Source organism: Paraburkholderia sp. HC6.4b (genome assembly GCF_014200875.1).
Lineage (GTDB): Bacteria > Pseudomonadota > Gammaproteobacteria > Burkholderiales > Burkholderiaceae > Paraburkholderia > Paraburkholderia tuberum.
In genome coordinates this window covers 156,888-171,214 of the sequence record NZ_JACHDC010000014.1, presented here as the reverse complement: position 1 = coordinate 171,214, position 14,327 = coordinate 156,888, and the positions used below count along the sequence as shown (strand labels likewise).

Sequence of the window (14,327 nt, the reverse complement as noted above, 5' to 3'; positions counted from 1 at the left end):
GATTTGCAGGGGCCATCCAGAGACCGACGGTTCAGGCGGTAACCGCTAGAATTGCGGCTTTAGCCCGGAATACGCCAATGTCTTTTGCCTCGCTTGGCCTGATCGATCCCTTGCTGCGCAATGTGCAGGACCTCAATTACCAGACACCTACGCCGGTGCAGGCCAAGGCGATTCCTGCTGTGCTCAGTGGCAAGGACGTCATGGCCGCGGCACAGACCGGCACTGGCAAAACGGCGGGTTTTGCGCTGCCGCTGTTGCAACGGCTGGTGCAACACGGCCCTGCGGTGTCCAGCAACCGCGCGCGTGTTCTGGTGCTGGTGCCCACGCGTGAACTGGCCGAACAAGTGCTGCAAAGCTTTATCGCTTACGGCAAAGGCCTCGACTTACGATTTCTGGCCGCCTACGGCGGTGTGAGCATCAACCCGCAGATGATGAAGTTGCGCAAAGGCGTGGATCTGCTCGTCGCCACGCCGGGCCGTTTGCTAGATCTCCATCGCCAGAACGCAGTGCAGTTTGATCAGGTACAAACGCTGGTGCTGGATGAAGCCGACCGCATGCTGGATCTGGGCTTTGCGCGCGAGCTCAACGCCGTCTTCGCTGCCTTGCCCGCTCAGCGCCAGACCCTGCTGTTCTCTGCCACGTTTACCGATGAGATCCGCGCCATGGCGGCGGGCATTCTGCGCGGCCCGGTCAATATCAGCGTCAGCCCGCCCAATGCCACGGCCAGTAAGATCAAGCAGTGGGTGGTGCCGGTGGATAAAAAGAACAAGCCCGACCTCTTCATGCACCTCGTGGCTGAGAACGACTGGAAGCACGCGCTGGTGTTCGTCAAAACCCGCAATGGCGTGGATTACCTGGCGGCCATGCTGGATGAAGCGGGCTATGCGGTCGACACCATCCACGGCGACAAACCGCAACCCGCGCGCCTGCGTGCGCTGGAGCGCTTCAAGACGGGCGAAGTACATATGCTGGTCGCTACCGATGTGGCTGCGCGCGGGCTGGATATCGACGATCTGCCGCTGGTGATCAACGTTGATCTGCCGATCGTGGCGCAAGACTATGTGCACCGTATTGGCCGTACCGGCCGAGCGGGCGCCAGCGGCGTGGCGGTGTCCCTTGTGTGCGCCGATGAAGCCCCGCAACTGGCCGCGATTGAAGCGCTGATCCGGCAAACGCTGCGCCGTGAAGAAGAGCCGGGTTTTGAAGCCGAACACCGCGTGCCGCAAACTGGCGCGACGGGCCAGATCATCAAGAAACCCAAAAAGCCTAAGAAGCCCAAAGTGCCGCAAGCTGCGCCGGGCGCCATGCAGGTGCTCAGCAAAAAACCGCGCCCGCAAAGTGGCGAAAACAAACGCAAGCCTGCAGCGCAACGCGCTGTGGCCGCGGGTAAAGGCACAAGCTTGTCCAGCGGTAGCCCATTCAGCGTGCAAAAGCCACGCAGCAAACCGGCCAGCAAGCCAGTTGCGGGTTCACGTAAGCCGGCTGGCAAACCCGCTGGTGGTCGCGGCAAACGCTAACCCTGATCCGTGTGTGACGGCAACGCACACGCCATTCCATCTCACATCATCCGACCTTAGCGGATTCCGCGTTTGATCAACGGAATGAGCGAGTCGATCGTCGCAGGTGTTTGGACACCTGCGCCGGTGTTGATGGTCAGTCCCGCGAAATGATAAGCAGCCGAGAGCACGCATTGCGTGACCGGCAGGAAGCCTTGCAGATAAAGTTGCTGGTCGAGCGTCGCGGTAATGTATTTGCTCTGCAGCCCCGAAATCGTGGCCGGTGCCAGATCGATGCCACCAATGATGATTTGCCCCGGCTTCTTGCCAGCCTGCTGGAGCGCCTGCGGAATGAACCCGGTTACACCGCCGTGCTGAGTTCCAATCGCCTTCAGATTAGGGTGCGCCTGGATAAAGGCGACCAGGATCGGCACGGCGAGCGATGAATCGGAATCCACCTGAGGGGAGATATTGAGCCTGGTCACCTTTACGCCGGCCTTCTCCAGCGTTTCGGCAAGGCCACGGTCAGACTGACTGCGCACACTCTCGTTGAACACACCGTATTCCAGCGCCTCGTCGCCCTTCTTGATCCCAGCGTTGAGCATCGCCTGCGCGGTGATCTGCCCGCCGACGTAGAGTTCGACGCCGGCGTAGCCGAAGCCCTTCGCGTCGTAAAGTTTCTGGTTCTCGGGTAGCGGCGTGTTGCCGACGGTAACGATGATGCCCTGGTCTACCGCCTGCTTGATCAGTGGCGCGAAGGCTGGATCGCCCGGATGCCCCATGATGCCGATGCACGTCGGATGCGCCGCCATCGCCTGGCGAAACTGCGCAAGCATTGTCTCCGGGCTCCAGGCCGAGAACTGCTCGATCACCTTGATGCCTAAGGCATGCCCCGCGTCCGCAGCCCCGGTCTGACGTGGCAGCGTCGCGCCGTCGCCAGGGTTTCCGCCCATCTGCATATACATTGTCATACCGGCGCCGAGCGGCCCCGGCGTGGTCGGCTCAGTGGCACCGGCCGTCTGCGCGAGGCCAAACGCGAGAATACTCGCCCCCAGGAGGGACCCCGTCATGATCTTGATCATTTCTGCTCCTTTCTCCTGATTTAACGGCTTTATCGCCCCCCAAGCCTGAATCTTTCGCGCAACACGCGCAGCTTGGCGGGATTCTCTACCAACAGATGCAGCGTCACAGCGACGATGAACACCACCCCTTCGATCGCCTGTACCCAGAAGCCGGCGATACCTGTCGCAACAATTCCGGCCTCCAGCATGCCTATCACGAAAGTGCCGAAGAAGGTACCCACGATCGTCGCCGTGCCACCAAACACCGAGGTTCCGCCGATGAACACGCCGGCCAGCGCCGGCAGCAGATAGCCCTGCCCCTGGGTTGAAAAATAGTTCAGATTCTCGAGCGTGAGCAGCACCGTGGCGAAACCGGCCAGCACACCCATCAGCGTGAACAATTTCACCGTCTCACGCACGACATTGATGCCCACGACCTTCGCCACGTTTCGGTTGTCTCCGATGAACAGCAGGTGCTCGCCAAAACGGTGACGATTGAGGATGAACCACATGAACACTGCGAGCCCGAGCGCCCAGAGCGCTTGCATCGGGATCACACCGAACAACGTGCCCGCGAATACTGCATAGGCTGAACCGTTGGCGAGCTCCTGTAGCGCATTGGAGAGCCCGCCGGACAGGATCGAAGCAACCCCAGCCCAGAGGAACTGCGTGCCGATTGTCACGATGATCGAAGGCACACCGACCACCGCGACCAGCACCCCGTTCACCACGCCGACCAGCGCGCCGCCCGCCAATGCCGCGATCCCGGCTAACCAGGCTGATCCGGTGGTGTTCACGCACCAGGCGAACAGGAAGCCCGAGAATGCCATCACGGAGGGGAAGGACAGATCAATTTCCCCCGCCGCAACCACCAGAGTGAGCCCGATCGCCAACACCGCCAGCGGTGGCACGGTGGTCAGGAAGGAGAAGTAGATTGGCCAGCCTAAAAAGACGCGCGGTGCGGTTGCCATGAACAGGCCGACCACCAACGCGAACACGACCAGGCTCGGCACTCCCTCTATGCGTGCAAAATCCGGCAGGCGAAAACGCACCAGCCGCGCCGGCTGTTCGTCTTTTATCGGATCACTCACGTCCTTGCCCCGCAGCCAGCGCCGGCCCGTGCCCGCTCTGCTGTAGCGAAATCAAGAACCGGGTGAGTTCCTCGAGGCTCATCTCACCCGACTTCATATCCGCGACGATCCGGCCACGATCGAGCACGACGAGCCGATCGGCGAGCTCGTGCACATGGGCGAGGTTATGTTCGATGTAGATGCAGGCGCGGCCGGACTCCTTGATCGACCGGACGAAGTCGAGAACCTTACGTACCTCGCTAATGGCAAGCGCAACCGTTGGTTCATCGAGAATGATCAGATCGCTGTCGAAATACATCGCCCGTCCGATCGCGATGCCCTGGCGCTCGCCACCGGAGAGTTTCGCAATCAGCGAATCCGCGTCGATCCCCACGCCGCGGAAACCGAGCTGGCGCTTCAAAATATCGTTGGCAATGCGCCGCTGTTCGGCAACTTTGATGAAGCCGAACCGGTTGGTGATCTGCCGGCCGACAAAAAAATTACGCCACAGCGGCTGCTTCTCGCCCAGCGATTTTTCCTGATAGACCGTCTCGAAGCGCAGTCGGTGCGCCTCGCGCACCGAAAAGCGGTTCCAGTCGACCTCCTTGTCCCGGATGAACAGCTTGCCGGTGCTCGGCCGCACGACACCAGTCAGTACCTTGATGAGCGTCGACTTACCCGCGCCGTTATCACCGATCAGGCCGACGATCTCGTTCCGCCCAATGGCCAGATCGATGCCGGACAGCGCCCGTATCTTGCCGTAGGACAGGCTGATACCTTGGGCGCGCACGATATGCTGATAGGCGCACGTACCGGGCGCTGCCTGGTTCGGCATCACGCCACGCTCCAGCTCGAATGACCCACAGCGATGTTGTGAACGACGACAGCCATAGATCTTTCCCCTTTGCTTATCGATCGCCGCATCAACTTACATTGGAAATGTCCCTGAAATTTAGCAAGCCTTAGAGTCCAGTTCAAGAATCGCTTACGAGACCGCTCATATTTCATCGGGAAAATATTAGTCTTGGGCACTTGAACAACGCACAACCTGAGCGATAGAAGAAGCGCGTCAGAAGGGTCCCCACAGGACGAGCGGCCACAAACGCCCGGTCAAAAAGGCGCAAAAAGCAGAGGTATCGGCATGCATCCGCCACTCCAGCGGCTATTCTTCAGACACTACGACTAACGCGTTTCAGGCCGGCTCTGCGGGTCGTCGTCAGCCATTCCGCGCCCCACGCGGAAAGGGGGGTGTATGTCACGTCCAGAACTACCTCGGCCCGCGCGACGCGCACTGCGTCGTCGGCAGTCAGCCGGACGCCGGTGGCTCGTCATCGGCAGCGCGCTCACCGGACTGTGCTTTGCCCATGCGACGCTCGCGGCGGGCAAACTTCCACAAGGCGGCACTTACGTGGCCGGCACGGGCGCAATAGCAAGCCAGGCCAACGGCCTCGTGATCACGCAACCGGGTTCGACGCGCGGCGTGATCGAGTGGAACAGTTTTTCGATCGGCAGGAACAACAGCGTGACGTTCGACAACGGCTCGGGCGCGACGCTGAACCGCGTGACGGGCGGCTCGCCGTCCGCCATCTTCGGCAGGCTCAGTGCAACGGGGAGTCTGTATGTGATCAATCCGCAAGGCATCGTCGTGGGGCCATCGGGCGTGATCAGCACCGGTGGCCGTTTCGTCGCGTCAACGCTTGATGTCTGCAACGACGCGTTCATGCAGGGCGGTGGTTCCCTTACGTTGTCGGGCGACCCGAACGCAAGCGTGATCAACCTCGGCAAGATCAGTTCGAGCAGCGGCGATGTGTTCCTGATTGCGCGACACGCCGTGATCAACGCGGGCACTATCACAGCGCCCAACGGTACGGCCGAACTGGCTGCAGGCGAACAGGTGTTGTTACAGGACTCGGGCAGCAGCAGACAGGTGTTCGTGCAGACGGGCGGCCAGGGTACCGTGGTCAACAAAGGGCGCATAAACGCCGCGCAGGTCAGCCTGCAGGCCGCCGATGGGAACGTCTATGCGCTTGCTGGCGGCGGCACGCGCATCCGCGCGACGGGCACGGCGGATCGTGACGGTCACGTGTGGCTCGTCGCCGATGGCGGCCGTGTCAGTCAACTCGGCAAGATCTCCGCGAGCAACGCGGATGGCAGCGGCGGAACGGTCGACACGCAAGCGGCACAACTCGCATTCGGCAGGCATGCAGCCGTTCACGCGGGCCAATGGAACCTGTTGATACCCACATTCACAATCGATAGTGCGGCCACCCGAGCGTTGCAGCAGAGCCTGAATTCGGGCACATCGGTCGCGGTCACGACGACGGGCGTCAATGGCGCAACGGGCGACCTGAGCATTGCATCCAGCCTTATCTGGGAGGGAGCGGCTTCGCTGACGCTTGCCGCGTACCACAACGTCTCAGTGACGACGGGCACGACGATAGCGAACCGCGGTACCGGCAATCTGACCGTGCGCGCTGACGCAACGGGCAGCGACAATGGAGGCAGCATCGCGAATAACGGCATCATCGACTGGTCGGCGAGCACGGGTATCGTCAGTGCGCTGTACGACATCGGGGGCAACTACAGCGCGGGAACCATTCTGTTGAATCAGGCGTGGACGGCGCCACCTGACAGCGGTCTCGTCACGCAGTCGACTGCCTATGAACTTATCAACTCTCTCGCCGATCTCCAGAAAATCAACCAGGACCTTTCGGGCATCTACGCGCTAGGCAAGGACGTGGATGCAACGCCGCCGTCGGGCACGTTCAATGCGCCGATTGGCGCTTTCCCAGCGAGTCCTTTCACCGGACAGTTCGATGGCATGGGCCATACGATATCCAACCTCAAGATTCAGGCATCACCGTCGGACATCGACCCGGGCGTAGGTTTGTTTTCCGCCATAGGATCTGGCGGTGTCGTACGCGATCTGACGGTGCAAGGCGAGGTCAGTGGCACGGCTAACGCCGGCTACTATGGGATTCTGGCCGGCCTGTTGGATACTGGGCTCAACACCAGCACCATTGCGTCCGTCCACACCAGTGGTACGGTCGCGGTCGAGAACGCTCAAGAGGCGGGCGGCCTCGTTGGCTGGTCCGATGGCACTATCACACGGTCCTCCAGCAATGCTGACGTGTCGTCGTCTCAAGGTTTCTCCGATGGTGGACTCGTCGGCTACAACGGGGGAGTCATCAGGCAGTCTTTCGCATCGGGGAGCGTTGAGGGCACTTCGGCCTATGCCGGCGGGCTGGCCGGTCAAAACGCAGGAACGATCACGCAGTCGTACGCGACGGGTGCTGTCAGCGCGACTGATGCAGCCGCGGGAGCGCTAGTGGGAGTGAATCTATATAGCAGTATTGAGCAATCATTTGCCACTGGCAGCGTTCAAGGGCAGGGAGGCGGAGGTGGCATCGCGGGCTTCAACTACGGGCCAGTGACCATAAGCAGCGACGTGTTCTGGAATACACAGACGACCGGTGCCACCGTCGCTGTAGTGAGTGTGGCTAATGGCGCCCAGGTTGGCAACGCCCAGGGCCTGACCACCGCTCAGATGAGCAACCCCGTCAGCTTCGGTCCCACATACGACTTCGGACCTGGCGGGGTATGGGCCATGCCCGCCGGAGCAACGCACCCCGTGCTGCGGTGGCAACTGGGTCAGTAGATGGCGAAGGCTTGTCGGCAAGAGGGAACTCGACACGACGCAGATGCTGTCGTGAAAATCATTTGGGCGGGACAACTCCGGGAGGTCGGCGATGAATTGCTCCATTCGCGCGAGGCTTATCCAGTCTGCCTGGATCATCCTTCTGGCCGTGCCCTGTGCGGCATGGGCGCAATCGCAAACGATAGTCACGATCGCTGGCACTGGGGCGCAAGGGTAGAGAATCAGCGGCCCAACGCGCTGGCTAGCCAGGCGATGCATCGCGGGCCCCAGCACTTCGTTGTGCATTTTTGCGGCGCCACGTCGAAACGCTGCAGCCGAAGCGGCCGTTGAACCAGCGGGAAAACGCGCTCAGCGATGAGAAGCCTACCAGCGTAGCCACTTCAGACAGCGGCCGGTCGCCGCTACTGACATACCGCATCACCTGTTCAACCCGCACCGCATCGACAATCGACAGAAAGCTGCCACCCTGACGGGCGAGGTGGCGATTCACGGTCGTGCGATCCACGCCCAGATGCTGCGCGATCCGGTCGGCCGAGCAGGTGCCAGACGGCAAAAGCGCAATGACCAGTTTCCTGACCTTGTCGGACATGGTTGCGTTGGACTGAAGCAGCATCGAATCCAGATACTGGCGCACCTGCTGCGCCATGACCGGATCGTAAGCTGGAATCGCGGCGTCGAGATCCGCTGCGAGGCACACGATGCCGTCGAAATCCTGATTGAACTCAACGGGCGCGCCAAATACACGCGCATGCATGGCGAGGCTGGCTGGAGCGCTGTACGTGAGACAGATGGTGCGCGGCTTCCAGGCGGCGCCCAGCACCAGGCCCAGTGTCCGGTACAGGACGCCCAGTATCAACTCCGTTGCCTGGCGCATCGAGCCAGGCATGCCGCCCATGAGGTCTTCGCGGATGATGGCGAGTCCTGCCGTCTCCTCGACGCGCATCACCACCGCCTCGTTCTGCAGGCGCAGATAGTGCGCCATCGATTCGAGGGCGCGGCGCAACGTCGGCTGTTCCCGCATCGCAAAACCGAGAGGGCCAAGGTTGGACAGGTGGCGGGTCTCGGCCATGCGCAGCGCGAAATCCTCGACGGCAGCGGCCCGGGCGGAGGTTTCCAGCAACCGCGCCACTGCCTCGGCCGGAATCATGATGTCGGGGTTCAGCAACGCGGAACGGTCAATGCCGGCATCACTTAACTGCTGGTAAGGATCAAGGCCCACCGATCGGGCCACTTCGACGTAACTGGTCAGGGAGGCACTGCGAAGCAGATAGGACATATGGTTTTCCCTCGTGCATCAAAATGTAAATTTTTTGCCTCAATTTGTCAAACCGCTATTTGCCAGTAGTCCGATACTTGCCTCCAGAGACGCGTAATGACCAACGCGTACGGAAATTCGAGAAGTTCGAGAGGAGGCGAAACAATGAGCAATGAGACGAGCCGCAGCGCGACCCCGGTCTGCGATCAGCTGCGCGCAACCGGCAACTGGAATCCCGCCTGGGATGCGATTGCAGAACTCGATCCTGTCTGGGCCGAGAAATTCATGGCGATGGGCATGCACACCGTGATGTCGGGTGTGCTGGAACCGAAGGTGTTCGAGTTCCTCGCCATCGCGGTCGACGCGTCCTGCACTCATATGTATGCGCCGGGCACACGCCGTCACATCCGCCGCGCGCTCGAACTGGGCGCCACCAGGGAAGAAATCGCTGCGGTCTTACAGGCGGTTAGCGTCCTTGGCATTCATTCCTCCAGTCTCGGCGCGCCGATCCTGCTGGAAGAACTGGCCGCCTTCGAGAAGGCAAACGTCGACGCTGCGCAGGCCGTTGCCTGACGTCAGCGCCGTCACTTCATTAATTTTCAAAGAGGAACACAGACCATGCATTTCCTTGACGACTCCCTGCTGCCTGAAAACCAGGAAAAACTCGTGATCCAGGTGGCGCCCTATGGGCCGCAATGGATCCCCGGCGATTCGGACGATATCCCGGTCACGATGGACGAGCAGGTGCAGAAGGCCGTCGACTGCTACAACGCAGGCGCGACCGTGCTGCACGTGCACGTGCGCGAGGAGGACGGCAAGGGCAGCAAGCGTCTGTCGAAGTTCAACGACATGCTTGCCCGTCTGCGCGATGCTGTGCCGAAGATGGTGCTGCAGGTCGGCGGCTCGATCTCATTCGCGCCGGAGAATGAAGGCGAAGCGGCCCAATGGCAAAACGATGACACACGTCACATGCTCGCGGAGTTGAACCCCCGTCCGGATCAGGTCACCGTCGCAATCAACACCAGCCAGATGAACGTGATGGAGTTGATGACCGAGGCCGACATCGCGGGTACCTCGCTCATGAACCCGGCGCTGCAGGCTGCCTATCGCGACATGATCGTGCCGTCCAATCCCTCATGGCACGTCGAACACATCAGGCGTCTCGTCGCCAACGGCATCCAGCCGCAGTTCATGCTGGGGAATCTGACGCAACTCGAAACGGTCGAGCGTCTTATTCGCAACGGTGCGTATAGCGGTCCGCTGAATATCAATTACGTGGCAATTGGCGGCGGCGCGGCCGGGTTGCATCCCGCCGACATGATCGAGTTTGCCCGCCGCACCCCGGAGGGCGCGGTGCTTACGTTCGAAACGCTGAACCGGAACGTGGTGCCGATGAATACGCTGGCGATTGCGCTGGGCCTGCATGTACGGGTCGGTATCGAAGACACGCTGTTCGGCCCGAACGGCGAGCGGGCGACTTCAGTGCAGCAGATCGAGCAGATGGTGCGCATTGCGCGCGAGCTCAATCGCGACATCGCGAGCGGCGAGGATGCCCACCGCATCTATCAGATCGGCACCCAGTGGGGTTCGGTCGACGAGACGCTGGACAACCTGCGCATGGTACCTAATCGCACGCCCGGCCGGCGCGACGTGCCGGCACGCAAGGTCGCGTGAGCGGGGATAACGGGGCGCAACGCGGCAGCGTATCGCGTTCCGCCTCGCTCTGAACCTCTCAGGCATGGAGACAGATGATGTTCTGGAAGAAAAGCCCCTCTGCGGTTCTGGCATCGCTACTGGTGATCCACTTGCTGGCACACATCGACCGCAATATGCTGCTCGGTTTCTCGCCGCAGATCATTAAAGACCTGGCGCTCAGCAACACGCAATACGGCTTTCTGGTCGGCGCGGTATGGGTGCTGAGCTTCGGCGTGATGGCGATGTTCATGGGCACCCTTGCGGACCGCTTCAGCCGCACCCGGGTCATCGCCGCCGGCGTGCTGATCTGGAGCGCCTGCACGCTGGCCTCGGGCCATGCCCAGAGCTTTGAGCAGATGGTGGTGGCGCGCTTTTTCGTTGCCAGCGGCGAGGCGGCGCTGGTACCTGCCGCGGTGGCCCTGCTGGCTGAACTCTTCTCGGAGAAGCGACGAGGCACGGCAATGGGGCTGTTCTTCATGGGGATACCCATGGGCGTCGGCTGCAGTTTCCTGCTCGCCGGCAGCTTTGGCGCCACGCATGGCTGGCGGACCACGTTCTATGTCCTTGGCATCGTCGGCGTCGCCGTTGCCTTGCCGCTCGCGCTGCTCAAGGAAGACCGTAGCCAGCTCGCACCGCAGGAACGCGGCGCACCGTTCGTAGCCCAGGCGCTCGCGGTGTTGCGCACCGTCGGCAGCAACCGTGCGCTGGGCTTCGTGATCGTTGGTTTCGTACTGGTGCACCTCGTTTTTGCCAGCTTTTCCTTCTCGCAGTTGTGGCTCGTCAACGAGCGCGGCATGAACGCGGCTGGCATTGCCACCAGGATCGGCGCGCTACAACTGGTGTTCGGCACGCTGGGCGCGGTGATGGGTGGCGTCATGGGCGATCGTGTGGCGAGCAAACTGCGCGGCGGACACGCCAGCTTCATGGCGCTCCTTGTCGTGATCTGCGCGCCGTTGATGCTGGCCTGCCGTTTCGTCCCGGTCAGTTCGCCGCTGTTCTACATCGGCATGTGCGCGGGATTCTTCCTGCCGCTGGCGGTGTACGGCCCGGGGGCGGCGGCGATCATGAGCATGGCACCCCAGAAGATGCGCTCGACGATCTTCGGTTTCACGATGCTGTCGATCAACGTATTCGCCCTTGCCATCGGCACCGTGGTCATCGGGATGGCCGCCGACCATTTCATCAAGGCTGGCGCCACCGCTCCGCTGACGGGTGTCCTGATCGCCACTGACGTGCTGACGATCAGTTCGGCGCTGTTTTTCGCCCTCGCGGCGCGCGCCTCGCGCAGGCAGCGTGCGCTCGCGCTGCAAAACATACAACCTGCGAGGTAATGGACATGCAAGACCAACGTCGGAATCTGGAAGGGCGCGTCGCCCTCGTCACCGGTGCCGGTCGCGGGATGGGCGGTGCCATCGCCGTGGATCTGGCCCGCGCCGGTGCACGGATCGCGATCTGCGACATTGACATGCCGGCTCTCGAAGAAACGCGCGCTGCCGTGCAAGCGGCCGGCGCACCGTGTCTGGCGCTGCGCTGCGACGTCTCGTCCAGCAGCGAAGTCGCCAACCTGTTCGCCGCGATCGTCGAGCGCTTCGGGACGTTGCACATTCTCGTCAACAACGCCGCGCTCGTGCCGAACACGCCGATCGATACGGCGCGCCGCAACAGGCATTACGCCTATCTCACCACGCCCGTGCAGCGGCAATCGCTGGCTTTCACCAGCAGCATCAGCGACGAGGAGTGGCATCGTTACTGGGACGTCAACGTGCACGGCCTCTTTTACTGCACCCGCGAAGCGCTCAGGCTGATGCAGCCGCAGCGCGACGGCAGGATCATCAACATCGCGTCGATTGCGGGCATCTCGGCCATGAGCGCCCATAGCCCGCACTACAGCGCCACCAAGGGCGCGGTGGTTGCCTTCACGAAGTCGGTCGCAGCCGAAGTCGCGGGTGCCAATATCTTCGTCAACGCGATGGCGCCAGGGGGTGTGGCCACTCCCGAATTCACGGAATACTTCGAGGCCGCCGGTGAGGAAAAGCGCAACCAGTTCTGGCAAGTGGTGCCAGCCGGACGCCTGGGCACGATGAAGGAATACGCCTCGACGGTGACCTATCTGGCCGGCGACCACTACCTGGTCGGCCAGGTGATCAGCCCGAATGGCGGCGTGGTGATATGACCGGGTGCGCCGCGTGACCTGAAGCGATCACGCCTGCAAATCCTTGCATCGACCTCTTCAGGATCAGCCATAACAATCAGTTGTGCAAATAGGATTGTGAGCGTTTCTGGAGATCGGTCTTTCACAAAAGACGACTGACCGGTAAACGACCGCAGGCGCTCAATGGCCCGAATGCTGCCGCGGGCGATGTCGGCTCGTGACTTTGCATTAAAGAATGGACGGACGAAATGAACGGTTTGATGCTGCAAAAGCAGTTGCTGATTTCCTCGCTGATCGTGCATGCCGATCGCCATCATGGGGATACGGAGATCGTGTCGCGGCGGGTAGAGGGTGACATCCATCGCTACACCTTCCGCGACTGTCACCGGCGCGCGCGACAGATGGCCAATGCGCTCACGAGTCTGGGCATCAGGCCGTCCGACCGTGTCGGCACCCTCGCCTGGAACGGTTATCGCCACATGGAGCTGTACTACGGCATATCCGGCATGGGCGCAGTGATGCATACGATCAATCCGCGCCTGCACGCAGACCAGATCGCCTACATCGTCGACCATGCGGAAGATCAGGTCCTGTTCTTCGATCTGACGTTCCTGCCGCTGGTCAAGGCCATTGCCGGCCGCTGCAAGACTGTCAAGGCGTTTGTCGCGATGACCGATCGCGCGCATATGCCGCTGGATACCGGCATTGCCAACCTGCTGTGCTACGAAGATCTGCTCGAGCGCAGCTCGTCGACCTACGTGTGGCCGAATTTTGACGAGGATACCGCCTGTGCGCTGTGCTACACGTCCGGTACCACCGGCAACCCGAAGGGCGTCCTCTACTCGCATCGCTCGTCGCTGCTTCACACGTTCGCTGCCGCACTGCCGGATGCGCTGAACTGCTCGGCGCGCGACGTGATCCTGCCGGTCGTGCCGATGTTCCATGTCAATGCGTGGGGCATTCCGTATGTCGCGTGCATGGTCGGGGCCAAGCTGGTTTTCCCCGGCCCCGGGTTGGACGGCCAAGCGCTCTACGAGCTCGTCGAAGCCGAGCAGGTCACCTTCGCGGCTGGCGTGCCGACAGTATGGCAAGGCCTGCTGACCTGGCTCGAGCAAGGTGGCCTGAACTTCTCGACCCTGAAGCGCACCGTCATTGGCGGCGCAGCCTGCCCGCCCGCAATGCTTCACACGTTCCAGGATGGGTACGGCGTGGAGGTCCTGCACGCATGGGGCATGACCGAACTGAGTCCGCTCGGGACCATCGGCGCGTTGAAAGCAAGGCACCTCGCAATGGGTCCGGAAGACCGTTGCGCCCTGCAATCCAAACAGGGGCGCGCGGTATTTGGCGTCGATATGAAGATCCTCGGTGAGAACGGCGAGGAACTGCCATGGGACGGCGTGAGCTCGGGCGATCTGCTGGTGCGTGGCCCATGGGTGGTGCGCAACTACTTCCGCAATGAAGGTGGCAACCCGCTGCGGATCGATGCCGACGCGCATGGCTGGTTCCCGACCGGCGATATCGCGACCATCGACGCCGACGGCTTCATGCAGATCACCGATCGCAGCAAGGACGTGATCAAGTCCGGCGGCGAGTGGATCAGCTCGATCGAGATCGAAAACCTCGCAGCCGCGCATCCCGCGATAGCGAGCGCGGCCTGCATTGCGGCGAAGCATATGAAGTGGGACGAGCGGCCATTGCTTGTCGCAGTGAAACAGCCCGGTGCACAGGTGACAGCCGAAGAATTGCTGGCGTTCTTCGAAGGAAAGATCGCGAAATGGTGGACGCCGGATGCAGTCGTATTTGTCGATGCGGTGCCGCTTGGCGCTACCGGCAAGGTGCTGAAGAACCAGCTGCGCGAAGCGTTTCAGGACTATCTGTTGCCGACTTAAGGAAGCAGGTGGCCTGGCGTGTTGAGTATTGAACGTACGTCTTGAACGTAC

11 protein-coding genes are annotated in these 14,327 nt (G+C 61.7%); 7 read left to right on the top strand and 4 right to left on the bottom strand.

Features of this window, described 5'->3' with window-relative positions:
* The first annotated feature begins 77 nt into the window (after window positions 1-77).
* Entirely contained in the window at window positions 78-1,517 is a 1,440-nt protein-coding gene (locus tag HDG34_RS21745) for a DEAD/DEAH box helicase (protein ID WP_184062119.1), read from the top strand.
* 56 nt (window positions 1,518-1,573) lie between these two features.
* On the opposite strand, the gene HDG34_RS21740 is transcribed toward HDG34_RS21745, so the two are convergent.
* Genes HDG34_RS21740 through HDG34_RS21730 form a run of 3 tightly spaced genes read right to left on the bottom strand, consistent with a single transcriptional unit; the run spans window position 1,574 to window position 4,462 of the window.
* A complete protein-coding gene (locus tag HDG34_RS21740) occupies window positions 1,574-2,578 on the bottom strand; it encodes a substrate-binding domain-containing protein (protein WP_184062118.1) in 1,005 nt (334 codons plus the stop codon).
* 29 nt (window positions 2,579-2,607) lie between these two features.
* Complete coding sequence (locus HDG34_RS21735; RefSeq protein ID WP_311734821.1) at window positions 2,608-3,648, bottom strand: ABC transporter permease; 1,041 nt, start codon at window positions 3,646-3,648, stop codon at window positions 2,608-2,610.
* The gene (locus HDG34_RS21730) at window positions 3,641-4,462 is read right to left on the bottom strand and encodes an ATP-binding cassette domain-containing protein (protein WP_221309219.1); all 822 of its coding nucleotides are present in this window, start codon (window positions 4,460-4,462) and stop codon (window positions 3,641-3,643) included. Before HDG34_RS21730 ends, HDG34_RS21735 begins: the two co-directional genes overlap by 8 nt.
* Window positions 4,463-4,879: 417 nt before the next feature.
* On the opposite strand from HDG34_RS21730, the gene HDG34_RS21725 reads away from it, so the two are divergent.
* On the top strand, window positions 4,880-7,285 hold the full coding sequence (locus HDG34_RS21725) for a filamentous hemagglutinin N-terminal domain-containing protein (protein WP_184062116.1): 2,406 nt from the start codon (window positions 4,880-4,882) through the stop codon (window positions 7,283-7,285).
* Between the two features lie 241 nt (window positions 7,286-7,526).
* Here the strand turns inward: HDG34_RS21725 and HDG34_RS21720 are convergent, their stop codons facing one another.
* Window positions 7,527-8,561 carry an AraC family transcriptional regulator gene (locus tag HDG34_RS21720; protein ID WP_184062115.1) on the bottom strand — a complete coding sequence of 345 codons (1,035 nt, stop codon included), beginning with the start codon at window positions 8,559-8,561 and terminating at the stop codon, window positions 7,527-7,529.
* A gap of 144 nt (window positions 8,562-8,705) precedes the next feature.
* Between HDG34_RS21720 and HDG34_RS21715 the strand changes: the two genes are divergently transcribed.
* The 5 genes from HDG34_RS21715 to HDG34_RS21695 all read left to right on the top strand — a co-directional run bounded on the left by HDG34_RS21715 (window position 8,706) and on the right by HDG34_RS21695 (window position 14,276).
* Window positions 8,706-9,113: a carboxymuconolactone decarboxylase family protein gene (locus HDG34_RS21715; RefSeq protein ID WP_184044320.1), complete on the top strand. Its 408-nt coding sequence runs from the start codon at window positions 8,706-8,708 to the stop codon at window positions 9,111-9,113.
* Window positions 9,114-9,158: 45 nt separating this feature from the next.
* Window positions 9,159-10,214, top strand: a complete 1,056-nt coding sequence (locus tag HDG34_RS21710) for a 3-keto-5-aminohexanoate cleavage protein (RefSeq protein WP_184062114.1) — start codon at window positions 9,159-9,161, stop codon at window positions 10,212-10,214.
* A 77-nt stretch (window positions 10,215-10,291) separates the two neighbouring features.
* Entirely contained in the window at window positions 10,292-11,566 is a 1,275-nt protein-coding gene (locus HDG34_RS21705) for an MFS transporter (RefSeq protein WP_184062172.1), read from the top strand.
* A 5-nt stretch (window positions 11,567-11,571) separates the two neighbouring features.
* A complete protein-coding gene (locus HDG34_RS21700) occupies window positions 11,572-12,408 on the top strand; it encodes an SDR family NAD(P)-dependent oxidoreductase (protein WP_184062113.1) in 837 nt (278 codons plus the stop codon).
* 227 nt (window positions 12,409-12,635) lie between these two features.
* Window positions 12,636-14,276, top strand: a complete 1,641-nt coding sequence (locus HDG34_RS21695) for a 3-(methylthio)propionyl-CoA ligase (RefSeq protein WP_184062112.1) — start codon at window positions 12,636-12,638, stop codon at window positions 14,274-14,276.
* Window positions 14,277-14,327 lie beyond the last annotated feature (51 nt).

Coding starts and splice junctions, on each gene's coding strand:
- HDG34_RS21695 (WP_184062112.1), top strand. CDS start 12,636: ATGAACGGTTTGATGCTGCAAAAGCAGTTGCTGATTTCCTCGCTGATC.
- HDG34_RS21720 (WP_184062115.1), bottom strand. CDS start 8,561: ATGTCCTATCTGCTTCGCAGTGCCTCCCTGACCAGTTACGTCGAAGTG.
- HDG34_RS21740 (WP_184062118.1), bottom strand. CDS start 2,578: ATGATCAAGATCATGACGGGGTCCCTCCTGGGGGCGAGTATTCTCGCG.
- HDG34_RS21745 (WP_184062119.1), top strand. CDS start 78: ATGTCTTTTGCCTCGCTTGGCCTGATCGATCCCTTGCTGCGCAATGTG.
- HDG34_RS21725 (WP_184062116.1), top strand. CDS start 4,880: ATGTCACGTCCAGAACTACCTCGGCCCGCGCGACGCGCACTGCGTCGT.
- HDG34_RS21700 (WP_184062113.1), top strand. CDS start 11,572: ATGCAAGACCAACGTCGGAATCTGGAAGGGCGCGTCGCCCTCGTCACC.
- HDG34_RS21730 (WP_221309219.1), bottom strand. CDS start 4,462: ATGCCGAACCAGGCAGCGCCCGGTACGTGCGCCTATCAGCATATCGTG.
- HDG34_RS21715 (WP_184044320.1), top strand. CDS start 8,706: ATGAGCAATGAGACGAGCCGCAGCGCGACCCCGGTCTGCGATCAGCTG.
- HDG34_RS21710 (WP_184062114.1), top strand. CDS start 9,159: ATGCATTTCCTTGACGACTCCCTGCTGCCTGAAAACCAGGAAAAACTC.
- HDG34_RS21705 (WP_184062172.1), top strand. CDS start 10,292: ATGTTCTGGAAGAAAAGCCCCTCTGCGGTTCTGGCATCGCTACTGGTG.